The following is a 21,111-nucleotide window of genomic DNA, read 5'->3' as shown; positions in this document are numbered from 1 at the left end:
CGCCTCATTTCATATTTTTCAAAAAACAAAATGCTAACGAGTATTTACCCAGCAATTTTAGATTGAAAACAAAAAAGCGACGTTCACATTGTGACGTCGCTTACGAATGGACCCTGTAGGACTTGAACCTACGACCGGACGGTTATGAGCCGTCTGCTCTAACCAGCTGAGCTAAGGGTCCTTATAAATAGCGGCGGAGGGAGTCGAACCCACGACCTCACGGGTATGAACCGTACGCTCTAGCCAGCTGAGCTACACCGCCATGTTGTTATACAGTAATAATATACTGAATATGTCTTGGAGTGTCAAGGAGTATTCCTTGCCGAATAAGAAAAAGCACCCCAAATTTCATTTGGAGTGCTTCTGATTTATACGGTTACTTCGTTTGCATCTTCAAGTGTGATTTCCGTGATGTTCATAGCATGGTCACCGATTCGCTCCAAGTTCGAGAGCATATCGACGAAGAACATACCTGCTTGTCCATCGCAAGCACCTGTGTTCAAACGAACGACGTGGTTCTTACGGAATTGACGCTCGAGCATGTCGAGTTTCGCTTCCATTTCAATGACTTTACGTGCTTCAATCATGTCGCCGCTCCCCAACGTTTGAAGAGATTTCTCTAACGTCGCACGTGTGAGGTCGTACATTTCAGTCAATTCTTTTTGTGCATCTGCCGAAAGCGTCACTTTAGTAGCTGTCTTATAATCAATCAACTCGATGATGTTCTCAACGTGATCACCGATTCGCTCGATATCGTTGATGGCATGCATGAGTGTTTTGTGTTCTTGTGATTCTTGTTCTGTCAAATCAACGGCAGCCAATTTCACGAGGTAATCTGTAATTTTCGCATTCAACGAGTTCAATGCTTCTTCGATATGTGCCGACTTTTCAGCGTGCTTCTTGTCGCCAGTCGTCAAATAGTTGCGTGCTTCATCGAGACCGAGTTTTGCGAAATCTCCCATGCGGATGACTTCGTATTTCGCTTGCTCGACTGCAATCGAAGGTGACTGTTGAATGAAGATAGGGTCTAAATGTTGTGCTTTCGTATCGACGATTGAGTCTTCACCTGGGACCAATTTCGTCACAATCCAAGCAATCGTTCCGATGAACCAGAACTGGATCAATGTGTTGACGACGTTAAACGTACCGTGTGCAAATGCGATTTGCATCTTATCCTCAATCGCCAAGAGATCTGTGATCCAATAGATATAGTTTGTGAACGGAACTAATAAGATCATAAAGATTGTCGTACCAATCAAGTTAAAGATGACGTGTGCCGCTGCTGCACGACGTGCGGCAACTGATGCACCAATCGATGCCAAAATCGCTGTGATCGTTGTTCCGATGTTATCACCGAACAATACCGGTAAAGCAGCACCTAAATCGATGGAACCACCAGCATATAGTTCTTGCAAGATTCCAATCGTCGCAGACGATGATTGAACAATCACGGTAAATACTGTACCAACGATGACACCGAGGAACGGATTGTCACTCATTGATTGCGTCAAGTCGATGAAATATTCGCTTGAACGAAGTGGTTTCATCCCACTTCCCATCAATTCAAGTCCATAGAACAACATCCCGAAGCCAAAGAAGATTTGACCGAGGTGTTGTAATTTTTCTTTTTTAAAGAAGAACAACAATACTGCACCGATTGCAATAATCGGGAGCGCGTACTCACCGACATCGAATCCGATGATGAACGCCGTCACCGTCGTCCCGATGTTCGCCCCCATGATGACCCCGATTGCTTGACGGAGTGTCATGAACCCGGCGCTAACAAGTCCGACCGTAATGACGGTTGTACCTGAAGATGATTGAATCAATACAGTAACGATAATCCCGGCGAGTACCCCAAGGAATGGATTCGTTGTATACTTATCAAGGATGTCTCGCAGGCGATTCCCTGCAGACTTTTGGAGTCCGTCTCCCATCGATTTGATCCCGAAGAGGAAGATCCCTAGACCTCCAAAAAACATGAATAACATTTCTTGCAAATTGTATTCCACGATTTTTGTACTCCTTTTAATTAAGAATTGGTTGGATTTGCTTGGTTTTTAATGCCCTACTCATTATGCCTTCATCGGTAGTATCATGTAAACACGTTTAATGTAAAAGTTTTATTAAAACACTGTACCACTTCATGCATCTTATTGACTTCTGTAATATAACAGATTGGAGTTTTTAGTATGTTGTCCACTATTTTGACGTTCCTCCGAACAAGTCTTGTCCCATCTAAGCAAGTATTGCGTCTTCGTTTAGCCCCGCTCCATGCTTATATGGGAGCCACTCTCGTGTTGACGCTTCTGATCACTGTCTTGGACTTTATTGTGATTCGTCCTGATTTTTTCGTTCCGATGTGGCTATTCTTACACGGATTCGCCATTTTCTTTTTCTATTTACTTTGGGTCGCCATCATGGCTTTATATGTTCAGTTGGTTACAAAAGTCTACTCGAAAAACATGTGGGCCTACCGTCAAGCTTGGCCATATGCCGTGGCGATGACATTCGTCCCTACCGTTATATTAGTGGTGTTGTACCACATGAACCCGTCTCTTATATGGATTGGTTTCATCATTGGACTCGGATATATCACCTACCCTTTAACGAAAGTGCCAAAAAAAAAATAACGACAAGCGTCTTCGTAAACGCTTGTCGTTATTTTTATGCCGGAGAAAGTTCCTCGAGCGTCTGATTCAATGCTTCACTTTGGTCACTCAAGTCAGTACCTGCAGACTGTAAGGCAGACTGCACATTGGACCATCGTTCGACACCGTCGTTCAGCTCGAATAACTTTCGTTCGAGTAACGAACTGATTTCTCGCAACCGCTCATTCGATTCGATTAATTGCAAGAGCTGTCTCCCCGTATGTGACGTTTGATCCGAGATGGACTGAAACTCATCTAACTGAACTTTGATTTCATGGTCGATTGTTCCGATTCCAATCTCTACTCGATAAACAGCATCTTTTAATAGATGCACTTCTTTGATAAAGTCATTAACTTCAAACAACAGGTCCTTTCGTTCTTCGTTCAATGCTTCGATTGCATCTACCGCGAGGAGTGTCGCTTCATTCGTCATTTTTGCTAACTTCCCAACTTCATTGGCAACAACAGCAAATCCTTTACCATGTTCTCCTGCGCGGGCTGCCTCAATCGATGCGTTAAGCGACAACATCTTCGTAGCTGTCGACACCGATAGGATACACTTTAGCGCCTCATCCGCTTTTGAAGAGTTCGACTCACTCTCTTCAAGCTTTTGTTGAATACTCTCCACTTGTTGCTCAACATAATCACTCGCCTCTTTCACAGAATAGAACGTTTCAAGTTCTTCATGTAATATGGATTTCAGTCGATTGCCACGGTCGTCCACACTCGAAATTTGATGTTCCAGCATTTCTATTTGTTGTGTCACTTCTCTCATTTTGAATGTAGAATCGCTTGTCACCGACTGATATGAATGACTCGTATGTTCTACCGTAACCGCAACTTCACGGAATTGTTCAATCTGATGATGACTGTTCATCAGTTCTTGTTGGAAGATTGGAAGACTTTGATGAAATGCACTCGCTGTCTTCCCCATCATATCCATGGACTGATTCCATAATTGAATGAACGTGTTGAACTCGGTTTCGAGTATATGGATTTCTTTGGATTTCGCTCCAAGTGCCACGTCATCGAAACGACGCGTTTCAACGGCACGGCGCAATGAATGGGCCAATACACTCAACGGTTTGACTTCACGATGAATCAATCGCGAAAAGAGGATGGCCATCCCAATCATCGCAATGAATAAAATGAACGTGATATATTTTCGCAGTTCAGTCATTGGACCAAGCGCAGATTCTTTCGTGACAACGAGAACGTAATCTGCTTTTAGCTCAGGGATCGAGACCGATGCTATAAGTAAACCATCTGTCTCTTCTACTTCAGATGTTGTCGTTTGTGAAACTTTCCCTACAATCTGCTCTGTTTTCATTCCTTTTGACCCACTCAATTGCTCAACAGACTCTCCACGTACTAAAAATTGCGCTGCTTCAAAATCATCTCCCGATAGAATAGAAGCTTGTTGCATATAAGTAGATTTTAATGACCGGTTGAGTTGCTTCTCGTTTGCTACATATGCACTGTACGACGTCTTCACCGATTCTCGCATGACCGTAACTTCTCGCATAAGGCGCTGCTCGATTTCTGCGGACAATAGTTGTTCAGACTTTAGGGCGAACCAGCTAAACGTCACGATAAAGACAAGTAATATGATTGGCATAAGCGTCCATTGGAGGCGGTGCCCTATTTTAAAATGACGATTTAGTCGAGCGTTTCGTCCCGTACCCTTCATTTGATTGCGCTTGAAATTCATCTTCACGTTAAGCCACCTCTTTTTCTAATCTCGCCTATATATCGGTCTTGAGACGGTGGAAAATTATGAAGTAGATGTTAAGATAGCGTTAGAGTTTGTAAAGAGCACACATCCGTCACGCATCCTAGATGCTTTTTCACATTCTTTTCGTTATGATAATGAAGAAACCTTATCATCTTAAATCGATTGGATTCTTTCCAAAAGAAGGAGATTACGTATATGTCAGAAATTTTGCATCGTTCATTAACACGTCCGGTCCGCGTCGGTAACTTGATTATCGGAGGATCGAACGAAGTCATTATTCAATCTATGACCACTACGAAAACGCATGACGTCGAGGCAACAGTTGCCGAAATCAAGCGTCTTGAGGAAGCTGGTTGCCAAGTCGTTCGCGTGGCTTGTCCAGACGAACGTGCAGCTGACGCACTTGCAGAAATTAAGAGCCGCATCAATATCCCGCTCGTCGTCGACATCCACTTCGACTACAAGCTTGCTTTAAAAGCCATTGAAAGTGGCGTCGATAAAATCCGGATTAACCCGGGTAACATCGGTCGTCGTGAGAAAGTAGAGGCCGTCGTCAATGCGGCGAAAGCAAAAGGGATTCCAATTCGAATCGGTGTCAACGCCGGATCATTAGAAAAACAATTCCTTGAAAAGTATGGATATCCGACCGCGCAAGGTATGGTCGAGAGTGCGATGCACCACGTGAAGATTCTCGAGGATCTCGGCTTCTATAACACGATCATCTCGCTCAAAGCTTCAGACGTAAACCTTGCACTCGAAGCCTACACACTCGCTGCGAAGACGTTTGATTATCCTCTTCACGTCGGCATCACAGAGTCAGGTCCACTCTTCTCCGGTTCACTTAAATCGGCTGCAGGACTCGGTGCGATTCTCTCTCTTGGAATCGGTTCAACAGTTCGAGTTTCACTTTCAGACGACCCGGTTGAGGAAGTAAAAGTTGCGAAAGAAGTGCTCAAGTCATTTGGACTTGCAGCAAATGCCGCGACTTTGATCTCTTGTCCAACATGTGGACGAATTGAAATCGATTTGATTTCGATTGCAAAAGAGGTAGAAGAATACATCCAAAACATCAACGTCAACATTAAAGTTGCCGTTCTCGGATGTGCGGTAAACGGTCCTGGTGAGGCTCGTGAAGCGGACATCGGAATCGCAGGCGCACGTAATGAAGGACTTCTCTTCCGTCACGGAAAGATCATCCGTAAAGTGCCTGAGGCGACGATGGTCGAAGAATTGAAAAAAGAAATCGATGCGATCGCTGCTGAAAAAATGGCGGAACGTGAGCGCGAAGAACAAGAGCTCGCAAACCAATCAAATTAATGAATCTCATGCCCGTACGGTTGCAACCGTACGGGTTTTTGATAGAATAGAGGGCATGTGAGGAGGAGTGATGAGATGCGAATCGGCATTGATTTGGATGGAACCGTTACAGATCCTAAAAGTTGTTTTATATATATGAATGAATCACTCGGCTATTCGATTGACTATCATCGTGCGACCGAGTACGAGTTGCACACGTATACGACGATGGAGCAACATGAATTTTGGAAGTTTATGATTGAAGAGGGGCATGAAGAAGCGATTTACCGTCGTTCACTTCCGCACTCTGATGTGTTGGATGTGTTATGGGAATTAAAGCAGCAACATCACCTGCATTACGTCACCGCCCGAAGTGAGGCGGTTCGACCGGTTACCGAAGAATGGATCAAACAGCATCGTTTGCCCCTTGATTCGTTGGTCATGACCGGTTCTCACGATAAAATCAATGTCGTCAAAGACTTGTCACTCGAACTGTTTATGGAAGACCGGTATGAGAATGCCATCTCGATTCATGAAGAAACGTCAATTCCAGTACTCCTATTCGACGCACCCTATAATCGTAAGACGTTACCTGAAGGCGTAACTCGCATTTCGACATGGCGTGAGGCGTATCACCATGTCGCGCAATTGGAGAAACAAATCGTTCTACAGCAACGTTAAAAGGCAAGCCCGACACAATCGGGCTTGCCTTTTAAATTCGTCCGAGCTCTTCGATTATATCGCTTGCGAGTACACTTGCGGGGTGTATACTCTGGCTAATCGACTTGGCAGCGAGCGCATGCCATAGCACCGCTTGCTCGTTCGGTGCCGAAGGCTTTTTTCTTCTAGCCCATAGCGCAAGTAGGATTCCGGTCAACACGTCCCCACTTCCACCTTTCGCTAACGCCGATGCTTCAACGGTATTGACGGCACCTGTTCCGTCAGGTGTAACGATGATCGTATACGTTCCTTTTAAAATCAAATGGACTCGGTGTTGCTTCGCGAACTCACAAGCGATGGAAAACCGATCTGCCTCGATCTCTTCAACCGATTTTCCGGTCAATCTTGAAAATTCACCTGGATGCGGTGTCAGCGTAAGCGGCCCCCGGGTTTCCAATCGTTTCGTCGATAGTGCCCCAGCGTCCAAGATGACAGGACAAGACTGCTGTTTTGCGTATTGCCAAATGAGATTCAACGCTTCCCCTTCGATCATACCGGGACCGATGGCAAGTGCATCGTACGGTTGTTCCACCACATCGGTGTGTTGCTGATACATCGCCTCAGGCAGTGTTGAGATAAGCGGGATCGCTTCACGTGGAATGGAGAGACGTAATAAGCCGATACCAGAACGAGTTGCAGCACGACCACCCAAGAATGGCGCACCGAGAAAATGACGACTCCCCCCGATAAGCATCCCGTGTCCATATGTCGTCTTATGACTGAATTGGTCGCGCTCCAAAAGAGATCGATCGAAATCAGTTTCGGTCAACACCTTCCAATCGGATGTATGTCGGAGTCCGATATCAATCCGTTCCACTTTGCCATAGAATGGAGCAGTCCGATTTAAGAATGTCGAACGTTTGAAACCGTGTAACGAATACGTATACGTCGCCCGTATCGCTATATCATCAAAGTCTCGAGCATGATCACTCGGTATGCCTGATGGTACATCAATCGAAATGACAGGCGTCGATTGACGATTCACCCATTCAATCACTTCCCGCGCTTGACCAGTCACGGGACCGGACAACCCAACGCCAAACAAGGCATCAATGATGATATCTGTTTGGATTGGCCGTTCCACAAGGCGAAGGAATGAAGATGCATAGGAAGCATGGATTGCAGCCGCCTCCGTTTGACTTTTCCCTAACGGTGACCACACGCTGACCTCATGCCCTTTCATAGCAATCTCTCGAGCTACGACCCAACCGTCCCCACCGTTGTTGCCTGTGCCACAAATCACCAAAATGGTAGACTGCGAATCGATTCGAATGTGAGGCACAATCGCCGAGGCCGCTCGCTCCATCAACACCTCTTCGGGCATCCCATTTTGAATCGCTGTGCGATCGATCTGCTTAATCTCAGCAGCTGTATAGATCATCTAACCTCCCCCTTCGATACAAAAAAGGGATTGAATCAAATCAATCCCTTTTGCTTACATTCTTTACAATACCCATATATCTCAAATTTATGATCGACCACTTCAAATTCAGGGTCGAGCGCCTCTACAAAGCGCATCGGACATAAATCGAGCAGTTTCGTCTTTCCACAGCTCCGACAAATCAAATGATGATGGTGATGTGCCGCACTGCAGGTGACTCGAAAGGATTTCTCACCATCGAGTTCCGTCGCTTCAAGTAATCCTTCCTCCGCAAACGACTTCAAATTTCGATACACCGTATCAAAACTCATCGTCGGATGTTTGTCTCGCATGTACTCGAGTACTTCCTTCGCACTGATATATCGGTCTTCTTCAGAGAGATAAGCATACATTTCAAGACGTTTCGGCGTCACTTTTAAAGAAGATGCACGAAGACGATTCAATTGTTCAGTCTCATTCATGTTGTACCTCCTTTTTCTTAAAACTCATGACTTTCTCGAACGCCATGACGGCTGCTAAAATACCGACTGCTATCAATACGATAACACCGCCCGGAGCGACATCGAGATCATACGCAAGGACAAGTCCACCGATTGTCGCGACCTCTCCGAAGATGATGGACCACATAATGGTCTGTTTGAAACTCGAAGTAAAGCGTAGCGCCGCTGCGACGGGTAACGTAATCAAACTAGATACGAGAAGTGTTCCAACAATTCGCATGCTGACGGCAATCACAAGCGCTACGATGAACATGAATAAAAGGTGAAGCATCGTACTCGGTAATCCTGACACTTTTGCCTGTTCTTCATCAAATGACAAGAACAGCAACTGCTTATAGAAAATAAGAATCACAAAGGCCGTCAAGACGGCTACACTGACAATCAATGTGATGTCCGATTGACTCACAGCTGAAATCGATCCAAACAAGAGTGTGGACAAGTCGACCGAGAATCCTCGTGATAGCGAGATAAAGATGGCACTAAGTCCCATTCCTGCGGACATCATAATCGGAATGGATAGTTCCTGGAAGTGCACATATTTACCTCGAAGCCAATTGAGTCCTAACGCAGCCAATACAGAGATGAGCGTTCCCATATACAGGGGGTTCAGGTCAGCGAATAGAGCGATATATTGTCCGAGAAATAAACTGAACGAAATTCCGGCAAGCGTCATGTGTGACAATGCATCGGCAATCAAGCTCATCCGTCTCACTACAATGAATGAACCGATGAGCGGTGCGGTAAACCCGATCACAAGTGCTGCAATGAACGCATAACGTAAAAAACTATATGTCCAAAGATCTGTGATCATGTCGTTCCCTCGTGAACAAGAACTTTGACAGGATAAGGTTTGATGGACGATGCGAGTTCTCCGAGCTCGCTATATTCTCTCAGTCCACAATTGCATGCTAATCGTCCGCGGTCGAGATGGACGACTTTCGTGACAAGATCGGTCACCACGTTTAAATCGTGGGTGACGAGGACGAACGTACAAGTCGTATGTTCACGAAGCATATGCAAGACTTCATAAAAATCTTGTAAGTGTTTTTGGTCCACGCCGACGGTCGGCTCATCGAGAATCAATAGATCAGGCTGGTTGACCATCGCCCGAGCGATAAAAACACGCTGTTGTTGCCCACCGGACAGATCTCCAATTTTCCGATGACGAAACTGCCACATGTTGACCGTTTGTAACGCATTTTGAATCGCTGCCTGGTCTTCCATTTTTAAACGTTTGAATAAACCGAGACGTCCATATCTGCCCATCGCAACAACTTCTTCGACGGTAACCGGGAATCCCGAGTTAAAGGAAGCCGCTTTTTGGGAAACGTAACTGATACGAGACTTGTCTTTAAACTGCGAAATGGGCTTGCCGAACAATTCGACCGACCCTTGTTGCGGGTTCAGTAATCCAAGAATGGTTCGAATCAAAGTCGACTTCCCAGAACCGTTTTCTCCAACGATTGCGACAAAGTCCCCTTGTCGAATATCAATCGATACGTTTTGTAAGGCTGGTGTCCCATCATAGAAGTAAGACACCTCGTTTAATTTGACGACAGATGTAGTCATCTAATCCCTTCTCTCATATGTTAAATCGTAATCATTTCTACTTTCTAGGCGTTTGTATTATACAGAATATCACGCATACCTTCAAGCAAGACCGGTTTCATCTAGCCAAATGGTGAACTACTCGCCACTTATCTGTTTCACAAATTGAAGTGGGAGCTTCTTGGGAAGACCGTACTTTTACTAGCCACGGTTATGGACCAAGCTCGTCGGGCAGTCCCTGCCCTGAAGGATTTGTCAGTCAGCCAACATCAATAGGTTGATGCTCGCATTGATGTCACGGTCATGATGCGCGCCACAGGCACACGTCCATTCGCGGACATCCATCGTCTTCTTCTGACCTTTCTCGCCACAAGAAGAACAGATTTGCGTCGATGCGAACCATTGATCCGCCTTGATGAGCGTCCGTCCGTAGAAGTTTGATTTGTACTCGAGTTGACGGACGAACTCATACCAACTGACATCTGCAATCGATTTGGCGACCTTGTGGTTTTGCATCATATGCTTCGATTTCAATGTCTCCACGACGATGACTTGGTTCTCGTCAACGATCCGTCTTGACAGTTTGTGAAGGAAGTCCTTGCGTTGGTTGGCAATCTTTTCGTGTTTCTTAGCCAAAAGTAATTTGGCTTTTTCACGATTCTTGCTACCGATTTTCTTACGTGACAGCGCGCGCTGCGCCTTCTTGACCTTCGCTTCGGATTGTCGGAGGAAGCGAGGGTTGTCGATCTTCTCCGAGACCATCGCATCGTTCGTCATGATGGCGAAATGTTTTAGGCCGAGATCGATCCCGACCTTGTTCTCGGCTGGGATCCATGGTTCATCGTCCTGTTCGACGAGGATGGAGATGAAGAACTTGCCCGTCCTCGTCATCGAGACCGTCGCCGACCGGATGACGCCCTCGAACGGACGATGTTGTGTGAACCGCACGAACCCGACCTTCGGCAGCCGAACCTTGCCCGCCTCGATGCGGATCGTTCCGTGCTGGTTGTTCGTCGTGGAGGAGGCGCGTGAACGTCGTCTCGATTTGAAGTTCGGGAAGCCGCCCGTCCCGGCGAAGAACTTCGCGAACGCGGTGTCGAGGTTCAGCTTCGCGTTCGCTAGCGCGAGGCTGTCCGCCTCGGCGAGGAACGGGAACAGGGGCTTGAAGGAGGCGGGTGTCGCCGGTTTCCGTCTCGTTCCGTTCCCCGCTTTCGCCTCCTCGCGGATGGCGATGCGGTCCTCGAGCAGCTTGTTGTAGATGAACCGGGCGCAGCCGATCGTCTTAATCAGGAACTCGGCCTGTGCCGGCGTCGGGTGGAGCCTGTATTTATAGCCTTTCAGCATGTCCGTCCCTCCTCCCTCCAGCAGATCGTGATATGTTCTCCTCATCCGATACCGCGGAGGGAGAGGGAGAATCTGACGTAATCACGAACTTTTGTTCGTCATATCTGTCACAAGGGAAAAGAGTTTTGGACCGGGCGATTCATCACCCGCCTACGCCGGGCTTCGCCCCGAGACGCTTAGAGGAGGGAGAATTCTCGCCTGATTTTGTTAAAATTAACGTAAATCGTATGTTCGTTCAAAACCTTGTCGATTACACTAGTATTATGAAGGGGATGGTTTTATGGAAAAGAAACTGGCAGTTATTGATATCGGATCCAACTCGATTCGAAACGTCATCTTCGAAGTGAACGAGGAAGGACAATACTTCGAACGGTTAAATGTGAAAGAAGTCGCGCGATTGTCCAGCCATATTAGTGATGCGAATGAAATGACTGAAGAAGGAATCGCTTCACTCATCGATACGTTACGTCACTTTAAAGAGTTAAACGACCATCATCACGTTACTGATGTGCTCCCAGTAGCGACAGCAGCCATTCGAAACGCAAATAACTCAGATGAGATTTTGCAGAATGTCAAACAATCTACTGGGATGACCATCCGCCTGTTGAGCGATTACGAAGAAGCATTTTACGGATATTCGGCCATCGTCAACTCTACCTATGTGGAAGATGGATATTCTGTCGATATTGGTGGGGGATCAATGGAAGTCACATATTTTCAGAACCGCGAACTCGTCTTCTATCATAGTTTCCCTTTCGGTGCCGTGACGTTAACGAAAGAATTCATGAAAGATGAGACGATGACGAAAGACGAGCGGAAAGCGTTGACCGCATACTTAAAGAAGGCATTCAAGGAAATTGAATGGCTCGAACCACACGGTGTCCCTCTTGTCGGTGTCGGCGGGACGGCTCGTAACTTAGTCCGGGTCGAACAGACCATATCGAACTTCCCGCTTGAAGGAATCCATCAGTATACGATTTCTGCTGAACAATTGGAGGACGTCATAGATGAACTCGTCGGAATGTCGAGTAAACAACTCGGGCGTTTGGATGGGCTATCAAAAGACCGGGTCGACATCATCGCGCCTGCCGTGACAGCAATCGGCGAACTCGCTAAATATTTGAAAGTGCCCGAGTTCACGATGAGTAACAATGGACTCCGCGAAGGACTCTTCTATGAAAACTATTTACATGAGCATGATAAAATTCGTTTTGCCGATGTGAAGGAAGAAAGTTTTCGTCATTTTGAAAAACAATATGACGTGAACCCGACTCGTCATCAACATCTCATCCGATTGGCTCGACAGTTGTATACCGGATTAATTGAAGTGAAGGCGATTAAACCGAAACCATTTGAGCCTGGTCTTCTTGAAGGTGCCTGCCGCCTTGCCTATGTCGGTGAATATATCGATCACAACAATAAAAGTGACCACACGTTCCATCTGATTACCACAAACGATTTCAAAGGACTAAACAACGAGGATCGACTCGCTCTTGCCCTCGTCACATCCTTCAAATCAAAACGAGTATTGGAACAACATATCGAGGCTTTCCCGAAATGGTTTGATCAAAAGTTATTGAAGAGTTTGGAGTTGCTCGGGTCGATTGTGAAACTCGTCGATGCCCTCGACTTGACGGAGCGTCAGATCGTGACGGACATCCATGTTGCTAGTACAAAGGACGGTCTCACACTTACGCTAGATACGAATGGTTCTGCACGTTTTGAGTTACAGCGAAGCACTCGCCATAAAAAGCATTTAGAACGCGCAATTGATCAATCGATTGAGATTGTCTTGAGCGAGGAGGAGTAACCATGTCCGAATATACGAATGAACATTTTAACAACCGTGAACTCAGCTGGCTCGACTTTAACGAGCGTGTCCTCGAGGAGGCGATGGATGAACGAAATCCATTGATGGAACGATTGAAATTTTTGGCGATTTTCAGTTCTAACCTTGATGAATTTTATATGGTACGAGTCGGTGGATTGAAAGATGAGGTCCTCGCCGGGTTCAATCGTCCGGAAGACAAGACGGGCCTCACTCCAAAACAGCAGATCAAGTCCATTTCGATGCGAGCGCAAGAACTCGTCGAGACACAATATGCGACATATAAAAAAATCACGAAACAGCTATCGAATCAGCACGTTCGCTTCTTACGGACGAAACATTTGAACAGGGCTCAACAAGACTTCGTGAAAGAGTATTTTCGAACGCACGTATTCCCTGTCCTGACACCGATTGCAGTCGATGCCTATCGTCCGTTCCCAATGCTCTTATCCAAGTCACTGAACATTGCTGTCGAGATTGCCTCGAATGGCGAAGGAAAAAAACGACTCGCCCTCGTTCAAGTGCCATCCGTTCTTCCGCGGTATCTGGAACTACCTACCGATGATGAAGAACATACCGATTTGATTTTACTTGAGGATTTGATCATTCAATTCATCGACTCACTCTTCAAAGGATTTGTCGTCGAGTCCACGATGCCATTCCGAATTACGCGGAACGCGGACATGCCGTTTCACGAAGAGGGCAGTCGTGACGTCTTGAAACAAATCGAAAAAGAATTGAAGAAGAGAAGATATGGGGTTGCCATCCGACTCGAGGTACAGCAACGATCGTTACGAAAAGAACTTTTGTTCATGCTACAAGACGTCCTTGACTTACATGACCGGGATATCTTTATTGTCGACGGTCCGATCGACTTGACCTTCCTGTTTGGGATCTACAATCAGATCGGGATGGAATATGATGACATGATCAATGAAACGTTGATCCCATTTATCCCAGAAGGTCTTGAATCGGGCAAAGATTTATTCCAAAGTATCGCTAAACAGGATTATCTGCTCCATCACCCGTATCATTCATTCGATCCAATCGTCCGTTTTATCGTTCAAGCCGCCAAAGACCCGAACGTCTTGGCAATCAAGCAGACACTCTATCGCGTCTCCGGGGACTCTCCCATCATCAAAGCCTTGACTGATGCAGCCGAGAGCGGAAAACAAGTCACTGTCCTCGTCGAACTAAAAGCACGTTTTGATGAAGAAAAAAACATTCAATGGGCGAAGCAACTTGAGAAAGCCGGAGCTCACGTCATCTACGGCTATAAAGAACTGAAGACACACTCAAAAATCACCCTCGTCGTTCGCATTCTAGAAGGTGGTGTGTTGCAACGGTTCATTCATCTTGGTACCGGTAACTATAACGATTCGACCGCCAAGCTATACACAGACATTGGGCTCCTCACGACAAATGAAGAACTCGCTGAAGATGCAACGAACTTTTTCAACTGGTTATCCGGTTATGGGGAACGACCATCTTGGCATCAGTTCGAGACGTCGCCTGACGACATGAAAGACTTCTTCTTGAATAAAATCGATGATGAGATCAAACTGCATGAAAAGTACGGCAACGGTCGCATCGTCGCTAAGATGAACTCGATCACGGACCGGGCCATCATCACAAAATTGTATGATGCTTCGTCCGCGGGAGTGAAAATCGATTTGATTGTCCGAGGCATTTGTTGCTTACGACCGGGAATTAAAGGGGTCTCTGAAAACATCAAGGTCATCTCGATCATCGATCGATATCTCGAACATTCCCGAATCTTTTATTTTTACCAAAATGGAAAAGAAGACTTGTACTGTTCCTCTGCGGACTGGATGACACGAAATATGAAAAAACGGATCGAGATACTCTTCCCTATCTTGAACGCATCACATAAAACATACATCAAAGATATGATGGCCCTTCAACTCGTCGATAATGTGAAAGCAAGAAGACAACGTTCTGACGGCCGCTATGTATACGTGAAACGTGAGACCAACGAGGAAGAGATTCAATCTCAAATTATCATCCATCAATATACGGGTGGTCGATGGAACAACATACCTAGCGTATTCGAACGAGAACCGTCAAATTGGGCGGAACGCGAAGTGCTCCGCCTTCGGGCCGAGAACGAGAAAATGACAGATGACTGATGTTAGACTTCTCAAATAAGAAAACTCGTTGTATAATAAATTCGATTCAGTTATTATGAAGCGCTTTCATTTAGAGACGGAGGAATTATTTATGCAGGAGATTTTATTATCATTACTCGCCGGCTTGATTTGTGGTGCCATCTTCACCGCACTCAAACTGCCACTGCCTGCCCCACCGGTATTGCCAGGAGTTGTTGGGATTTTCGGGGTATTCCTCGGAATGAAGGTTTATCAATTTGCTGTAGCGAACTGGCCATTCTAATAAAAGATGCCCTCGAAAAAGGGCATCTTTTATTATTTAGTCTAATGTATGAATGGCTTTATGACAGGTCGGACAAACCCAGATGCCACGTTCCTCTGTCAAGTGATACTCAATCAAGTGATACGCCTCTTGCCCAAAGCGTTCAGCTAGGTCTTCATGACAGTTCGCACAAGTCGTCACGTTCGACTTTGGTGCTAGAAGTTTTTCTCGAAACAAGTGCGCCTCATATGACGCTTTCGTCCATTTAGACGATGGTACATGATAGCCGTCATTCCATTTTGTTCGAATCGACTCGTACGGTTCATCCCCCTCATACATTCCCACTTGCAAGAGCGGATGATGAAAATGAAGTTGTAACAGGTCGACTAAGGAATACAGCGCTATCCCTTCCTGTTTCTCTCCGAGCCAATACGGATCGTCTGGTCGCTCAATCGTCTCTTCAAGTAACACCTCTGCTTCCGCCACGATGCCATGCCCCATCACTTCGATAAATGCTGTCGGTGTCGTCACGGACCCCTTTACATAAACGGGACTTTGTTCAAGAAAATAAGTCGGGAATGCGTTCCAGACATCATATCGCTTTGGATCGACTTGTAGGACGTTCATCGCTTATTGATGAGCGAGCGTGAATCGTTCACGCCACTCGGCATCAAATTGATTGGCACGGAACATTTCAATCTCTTGTTTATATGGAGCGACTTTTGTTTTTTCGCTAATCGGGATATATGGCGTTTCTAGAATTTTCGGTAGATGCGCAAATGCCTCGTGATGAATGACACGATTCAATGTATCAAACCCGATCTCTCCGTAGCCAATGTTTTCATGACGGTCTTTTTTTGCACCGCGCACATTCTTCGAATCATTTACATGAATCACTCCGAGACGGTCGAGTCCGACGATGCGATCGAATTGTTCAATGACGCCGTCTAAGTCACCGACTAAGTCATATCCTGCATCATGGACGTGACACGTATCAAAGCAAACTGAGAGTCGATCATTGTGCGTCACGCCATCAATGATGGTCGCAAGCTCTTCAAACGTCTTACCAAGTTCGCTTCCCTTCCCTGCCATCGTCTCAAGCGCAATCTTCACTTTTTCATCACCCGTCAACACTTCATTCAATCCTTCGATGATTCGAGCGAGACCGACTTCTTCTCCCGCTCCGACATGAGCGCCTGGGTGAAGAACGACGTGACGAGCCACTTGGAGTGCTTCTGCCCGTTTTAATTCCTGAGTCAAGAATGAAACAGCCAATTCAAACGTCTCTGGTTTCGTCGTATTCCCGAGATTGATGATATATGGTGCGTGAACAACAATCTCTTCGATGTCATGTGCGGCCATATGTTTGAGTGCTGCCTCAATATTTAAATCTTCAATGGGTTTACGGCGTGTGTTTTGGGGCGCACCTGTATACACCATCATCGTATTCGCCCCGTAAGAGACAGCCTCTTCACTCCCTGCTAACAACATCTTTTTACCTGATACCGAAACGTGTGAACCTATTTTTAACATCCTCATCTTCCCTTCATTTGCTTCTCTCTCTAGTGTACACAAAAAGAAGAACCGACTCCAAGAAGTCGATTCTCCCAAACATTATCGTTTATTTTTCTTACGTGCTGCACGGCGATCCGAGCGTTGTTGTTGCATATGCTCGCGTGATGCCGTCTCTTTCAACTTATACTTGAATTTCTTCTTATAGCCAGGCTTCACTTTCTTCTTCGCCTTCTTGATTTCACCGGCCATGCGACTATGTGCCGTATGCGAGACTTTCATCTTCCGGTCTGTTTGACGACGACGACGTGTTTTAATCGGTTGAATCGAACCGTTGCGCAAATCGACGTGTGTAAATTCAAACCCACGTTCTTCGAGACGGTTAATCGGTCCATTCTCATGGTCCTCATATAGTGTGTACGCCTCACCTGATGCGCCCGCACGTCCCGTACGACCGACACGGTGCGTATAGAAATCAAGGTCTTTCGGAATCCCATGGTTGATGACGTGAGAGACTCCTGAAATATCGATTCCGCGTGCCGCCAAATCCGTGGCAATCACGTATTGGTATTTCGCGTCGTTAATATCTTTAATCGCCTGTTTACGGCGACGTGCCTGCATATCTCCGTGCAATGTACCGACGTTAAGTCCAGCCTCACGGAACGATGTCTCTAACTCATCCGCTTCTTGCTTTGTGTTTGTGAAGACGAGACAAACGAACGGGTTGATTGCTTTCGCAATCTCGACAGTCAATTCTTTACGGTCACGGTGACGAACGGGGATCACGTGGTGCTTGATTTTTGGTGCGACGCGATGCTCGGGGCTCGCCTCTGCAAAGCGTGGGTCATGAAGGTATTTCTTCAAGAACGGTTCAAGGTTCTCAGGAATCGTCGCTGAGAAGACCATTGTTTGCAGTTTTTCAGGAAGCGCCTGTGCGATGCGGTCGACCTCCGGCAAGAATCCCATATCGAGCATTTGATCGGCTTCATCGACGACAAAGTGTGTCACTTTATGGGGGAATAACGCCTGTGCTTTCATGAGATCAAGGATTCGTCCCGGTGTCCCGATGATCAATTGTGGTGGATTTTTCATCTTATCGATCTGACGTTCGCGGTCTGTCCCTCCGACAATCAAACTCGATTTGATGTAATCTGGGTTTTTAATAAGAATCGATTTCAATTCTTCATGAATCTGCCAAGCGAGTTCGCGTGTCGGTGCGACGACGATTGCTTGAACTGAAGCATCTTCTGGGTTGATCGCTTCAACGATCGGTAACAAGAACGCAAGTGTTTTACCCGTTCCTGTCTGTGATTTTCCAATAATATCTCGACCATTCAAGGCAGCCGGAATAATCCGGGCTTGTATATCGGTCGGTTTCGTAATGCGCTTTTCTGTTAACGCATCAACCATAAACGGTAGCAATTTGAACTGTTGGAAGCTGTTCAATCGATACACCTCCTGTTTCTTTCCACTTTTCCTAGCATAGCGGAATCAAATGATTTGTCAATCAATCTTTTGCCACACCTTCATATAAATAACTCGATGAATAATAGTGTTTGGCAATTTTCTTTCCATTTAAATGTTGTTCGAGTGCTTTGAAGCCGACTTCCATCATCTCGTTCGGTGACTGCACGACAGTGGCATTGACCTTCCCGTTTTGAATGAGCGGATAGATATCTGAAATCCCGTCGACCGACACGATCGTCTTGTCCGTCAAACCGTGACTTTCTAAAGCCCGGACGACACCGAACGTATTATCATCGTTATGTGAAAAGACTGCATCAAATGGAATCTCTTCTTCTAACCAACGTGACATCTCGATTTCGGCTTGGAATGTGTCATAGTTCCCGGTGATGGATGCGATGATTTGAAAATCGTCGCCATGTTGCTTCTCGTACTCTCGAATGCCGAGACTCCGGTCCATCGTGGAACGAACTTTCGGGGTTCCCCTCACTTCGACCACGCGAATCGGACGATCGAGCTCATTATACTTGGCAGCAATTTGTTCGGCCGCCATCCGACCGATGTCGACATTGTCGGATACGACAGATGTGAGCACACTCGGATGATCAATCATACGGTCAATCGCAATAATCGGGATGTTTTTGCGTTTTGCGCGTTCTAATGAAGGTTGAATGAACGTGTCATCGAGAGTCGTCAAAAAGATGGCCTCGACACCCCGGTCAATCAACGAATCTAATTTTTCTTTTTCAAGGACACGCGAATCTTCACTCGTAGTCGGAATCGGGATGAACCCTTTTTGGTTTGCTGTATGCACGAACGAGTCCAATAGCTTATTCGCATGCTCGTGTTTATCACTGACAAATACGAATCCGACTTCTTTTTCATTCGTCTTTTGCTCTGGGAGTTGAATCGAGGTGATAAGGAGAATCGTCATGGCCCACACGACCGGTAACCAAAGCCAATAATGTTTTAGTCCTTTCATGACGGTTGTCTCCTTGGGATTTTGATTAAAATCGCGGTCCCTTTGTTCATCACACTATCGATCTCCATCGCACCGTTAACGCTCTTCAAGTACTCTTGAATCATATAGATTCCTAGACCGTTTCCACTTTCCTTCGTCGTATTGAAGGCGGAACCGACTGTCTTGAGTTGTTCCTCACTCATGCCAATTCCGTTATCTTCAATCAAAAAGCGATATTCCTGCTCCGTAAAGAGTACCGTCACGACGACACTCCCGTCAGCGCCTTTTGATTCGACGGCATCGACCGCATTTTTGAAGAGGTTGTAGATAATTTGAACGAGCATATCAAAGGATGCATAAAATGGCGGCATGTCGTTCGGTACAAGTAATTCCCATTTTGTCGGTCGTTTATAACATTCGGCATCCATTAAAAATTCAAGTCGTTTCGCAAAGTCTAACATGTTGATCCAATCTTCGTTTTTACCAGCCTGATCGGGTTTGGCGAGCGTCAACATCGTTGAAATCAAATCATTCGCCCGCTCCAGTTCTTTGATGGCGACATCCACCATATCTGAGCTACCTTGACCCTCGCGCACCATTTGTAACGTGATGTGGACGGGAGTTAGAGGATTTCGAATTTCATGGGCAATTCCCGCGGCCAATTGACCGAGTGAGGCTAATTTTTCTTGATGCAAAATCAACTGTTGCTGACTCAACTGTTCACGTCGTGACGTTTCCATCCGTTGTGCATAATCGTTATACGTGTCGAGTAGCGTCTCCACTTCTTTCGAACCCGTTCGTTCCAACGAGATCGTTCCGAGCGATTGTTGTTGTTTAATTTGATTGACCAGCTCGACAAGCGGATTCGTTAACGTCCGGGAAAGCAACAATCCAACGAGAATGCTCAGGAAGAATGTAACGAGCGCAATCATCAAATACTGCCAACGCGTGTCGTAGACCGTTTCATAGACGGAGTCATTTTGATGTTTTGCGAGCATGCTCCATCCACTGACTCGTGCATCTGGTTCAAACATTACCGTATCTTCATCCGTACTCAAGATTGTCCGTTCGCTTCGATCTAATGCTTCGTCGATGACTTCACGCGATATCCGACGCTCTGCATCTGTGACCAAGTTGAACGAAGTCGTCAACACTTCGCCTTGCTCATCTAACAAGTATAGAATCATGTCATCATTCGCAGATTCCAACGAACGACGATACAAGTCAGAGTTCAAGACACTAATGCTTCCCCCAAAAATACCGATTGGTCGGTTCTCTTCGATGACCGGAACGTATAGGAAAGTTCCCATATCCCCACTGATCATCACAGGGTCACTCATATATAGTTCTTTTCCACTGGCAGTCAATACTTCCGTAAACTTCGGATCGCGTTTCAAGACAGAAGAGGCGACTTGTCGCTCCGAGTACCATTTAAATGAGTCTTGATTGACATCATAATAAAAGATGGACGTAAAACTCGTGCGTTGATTCAAATATCCTGTTCGGATCCGTTCTTCAATCCATGGCTCATTTCCAACGTAAGCGCCTAAGTAAACTAAATCCTCATACAATTTCCCAAGTCGGGACTCCACATTCTCAATACTGTCATCGATGGCGTAATCAAATTGCTCTTTCGCCAATTCTTCTGCTCGAGACACCGTGACGCGGTCAGCAGAGAAGGCAAGTGATGAAATGACAAGTGCTAAAATAATGATGATGATGAACGTAATTTGGAAAAAGTACGATTTTCTTAGTTCACGCAATGGTTTCATGCGATTCA

Annotated in this window: 18 protein-coding genes and 2 tRNA genes; 6 read left to right on the top strand and 14 right to left on the bottom strand. The window is 46.0% G+C overall.

What is annotated here, in order from left to right; translation table 11 throughout:
- Window positions 1-107 precede the first annotated feature (107 nt).
- From KOG47_RS04915 to KOG47_RS04905, 3 genes are all read right to left on the bottom strand, one after another.
- Window positions 108-181 (bottom strand) — tRNA-Ile (locus tag KOG47_RS04915).
- A gap of 7 nt (window positions 182-188) precedes the next feature.
- Window positions 189-262: transfer RNA gene (locus KOG47_RS04910), tRNA-Met, on the bottom strand.
- 106 nt (window positions 263-368) lie between these two features.
- Entirely contained in the window at window positions 369-2,012 is a 1,644-nt protein-coding gene (locus KOG47_RS04905; protein ID WP_214781476.1) for a Na/Pi cotransporter family protein, read from the bottom strand.
- A gap of 180 nt (window positions 2,013-2,192) precedes the next feature.
- On the opposite strand from KOG47_RS04905, the gene KOG47_RS04900 reads away from it, so the two are divergent.
- A complete protein-coding gene (locus KOG47_RS04900; RefSeq protein WP_214690751.1) occupies window positions 2,193-2,633 on the top strand; it encodes a hypothetical protein in 441 nt (146 codons plus the stop codon).
- A gap of 34 nt (window positions 2,634-2,667) precedes the next feature.
- Here KOG47_RS04900 and KOG47_RS04895 read toward each other — a convergent pair whose 3' ends face one another.
- On the bottom strand, window positions 2,668-4,362 hold the full coding sequence (locus KOG47_RS04895; RefSeq protein WP_251131844.1) for a methyl-accepting chemotaxis protein: 1,695 nt from the start codon (window positions 4,360-4,362) through the stop codon (window positions 2,668-2,670).
- A 219-nt stretch (window positions 4,363-4,581) separates the two neighbouring features.
- Between KOG47_RS04895 and ispG the strand changes: the two genes are divergently transcribed.
- Both ispG and KOG47_RS04885 read left to right on the top strand, forming a co-directional pair.
- Window positions 4,582-5,703, top strand: a complete 1,122-nt coding sequence (gene ispG / locus KOG47_RS04890; RefSeq protein ID WP_012726622.1) for a flavodoxin-dependent (E)-4-hydroxy-3-methylbut-2-enyl-diphosphate synthase — start codon at window positions 4,582-4,584, stop codon at window positions 5,701-5,703.
- 75 nt (window positions 5,704-5,778) lie between these two features.
- Window positions 5,779-6,363 carry a hypothetical protein gene (locus tag KOG47_RS04885; protein ID WP_214690750.1) on the top strand — a complete coding sequence of 195 codons (585 nt, stop codon included), beginning with the start codon at window positions 5,779-5,781 and terminating at the stop codon, window positions 6,361-6,363.
- Between the two features lie 31 nt (window positions 6,364-6,394).
- On the opposite strand, the gene KOG47_RS04880 is transcribed toward KOG47_RS04885, so the two are convergent.
- From KOG47_RS04880 to tnpB, 5 genes are all read right to left on the bottom strand, one after another.
- The gene (locus KOG47_RS04880; protein ID WP_215243830.1) at window positions 6,395-7,783 is read right to left on the bottom strand and encodes an NAD(P)H-hydrate dehydratase; all 1,389 of its coding nucleotides are present in this window, start codon (window positions 7,781-7,783) and stop codon (window positions 6,395-6,397) included.
- A gap of 35 nt (window positions 7,784-7,818) precedes the next feature.
- Window positions 7,819-8,244, bottom strand: coding sequence for a Fur family transcriptional regulator (locus KOG47_RS04875; protein ID WP_012726625.1), 426 nt, complete (start codon window positions 8,242-8,244; stop codon window positions 7,819-7,821).
- The gene (locus KOG47_RS04870) at window positions 8,237-9,094 is read right to left on the bottom strand and encodes a metal ABC transporter permease (RefSeq protein WP_214690748.1); all 858 of its coding nucleotides are present in this window, start codon (window positions 9,092-9,094) and stop codon (window positions 8,237-8,239) included. The genes KOG47_RS04875 and KOG47_RS04870 overlap by 8 nt, the downstream gene beginning before the upstream one ends.
- Entirely contained in the window at window positions 9,091-9,852 is a 762-nt protein-coding gene (locus tag KOG47_RS04865; protein ID WP_074036635.1) for a metal ABC transporter ATP-binding protein, read from the bottom strand. Before KOG47_RS04865 ends, KOG47_RS04870 begins: the two co-directional genes overlap by 4 nt.
- A gap of 234 nt (window positions 9,853-10,086) precedes the next feature.
- Entirely contained in the window at window positions 10,087-11,175 is a 1,089-nt protein-coding gene (gene tnpB / locus KOG47_RS04860) for an IS200/IS605 family element RNA-guided endonuclease TnpB (protein WP_215243829.1), read from the bottom strand.
- Between the two features lie 280 nt (window positions 11,176-11,455).
- Here tnpB and KOG47_RS04855 point away from each other — a divergent pair, with 280 nt between their 5' ends.
- From KOG47_RS04855 to KOG47_RS04845, 3 genes are all read left to right on the top strand, one after another.
- Window positions 11,456-12,985: a Ppx/GppA family phosphatase gene (locus KOG47_RS04855; protein WP_215243828.1), complete on the top strand. Its 1,530-nt coding sequence runs from the start codon at window positions 11,456-11,458 to the stop codon at window positions 12,983-12,985.
- Window positions 12,986-12,987: 2 nt separating this feature from the next.
- Entirely contained in the window at window positions 12,988-15,153 is a 2,166-nt protein-coding gene (locus KOG47_RS04850; protein WP_215243827.1) for an RNA degradosome polyphosphate kinase, read from the top strand.
- 91 nt (window positions 15,154-15,244) lie between these two features.
- A complete protein-coding gene (locus KOG47_RS04845; RefSeq protein ID WP_012726630.1) occupies window positions 15,245-15,415 on the top strand; it encodes a DUF1427 family protein in 171 nt (56 codons plus the stop codon).
- A gap of 36 nt (window positions 15,416-15,451) precedes the next feature.
- Here KOG47_RS04845 and KOG47_RS04840 read toward each other — a convergent pair whose 3' ends face one another.
- The 5 genes from KOG47_RS04840 to KOG47_RS04820 all read right to left on the bottom strand — a co-directional run bounded on the left by KOG47_RS04840 (window position 15,452) and on the right by KOG47_RS04820 (window position 21,103).
- Window positions 15,452-16,021 carry a hypothetical protein gene (locus KOG47_RS04840; RefSeq protein ID WP_196430869.1) on the bottom strand — a complete coding sequence of 190 codons (570 nt, stop codon included), beginning with the start codon at window positions 16,019-16,021 and terminating at the stop codon, window positions 15,452-15,454.
- Window positions 16,022-16,024: 3 nt separating this feature from the next.
- The gene (locus KOG47_RS04835; protein WP_074036625.1) at window positions 16,025-16,927 is read right to left on the bottom strand and encodes a deoxyribonuclease IV; all 903 of its coding nucleotides are present in this window, start codon (window positions 16,925-16,927) and stop codon (window positions 16,025-16,027) included.
- 81 nt (window positions 16,928-17,008) lie between these two features.
- Window positions 17,009-18,352 carry a DEAD/DEAH box helicase gene (locus KOG47_RS04830; protein ID WP_012726633.1) on the bottom strand — a complete coding sequence of 448 codons (1,344 nt, stop codon included), beginning with the start codon at window positions 18,350-18,352 and terminating at the stop codon, window positions 17,009-17,011.
- A gap of 61 nt (window positions 18,353-18,413) precedes the next feature.
- Entirely contained in the window at window positions 18,414-19,352 is a 939-nt protein-coding gene (locus tag KOG47_RS04825) for a sugar ABC transporter substrate-binding protein (protein ID WP_211782641.1), read from the bottom strand.
- A complete protein-coding gene (locus KOG47_RS04820) occupies window positions 19,349-21,103 on the bottom strand; it encodes a sensor histidine kinase (protein WP_230237482.1) in 1,755 nt (584 codons plus the stop codon). Before KOG47_RS04820 ends, KOG47_RS04825 begins: the two co-directional genes overlap by 4 nt.
- Window positions 21,104-21,111: the final 8 nt, after the last annotated feature.

Source organism: Exiguobacterium sp. s121, assembly GCF_018617245.1.
Classification (GTDB): domain Bacteria; phylum Bacillota; class Bacilli; order Exiguobacteriales; family Exiguobacteriaceae; genus Exiguobacterium; species Exiguobacterium profundum.
Note: the sequence above shows the minus strand (reverse complement) of the source record. Positions and strands in the feature narration are given on the sequence as shown.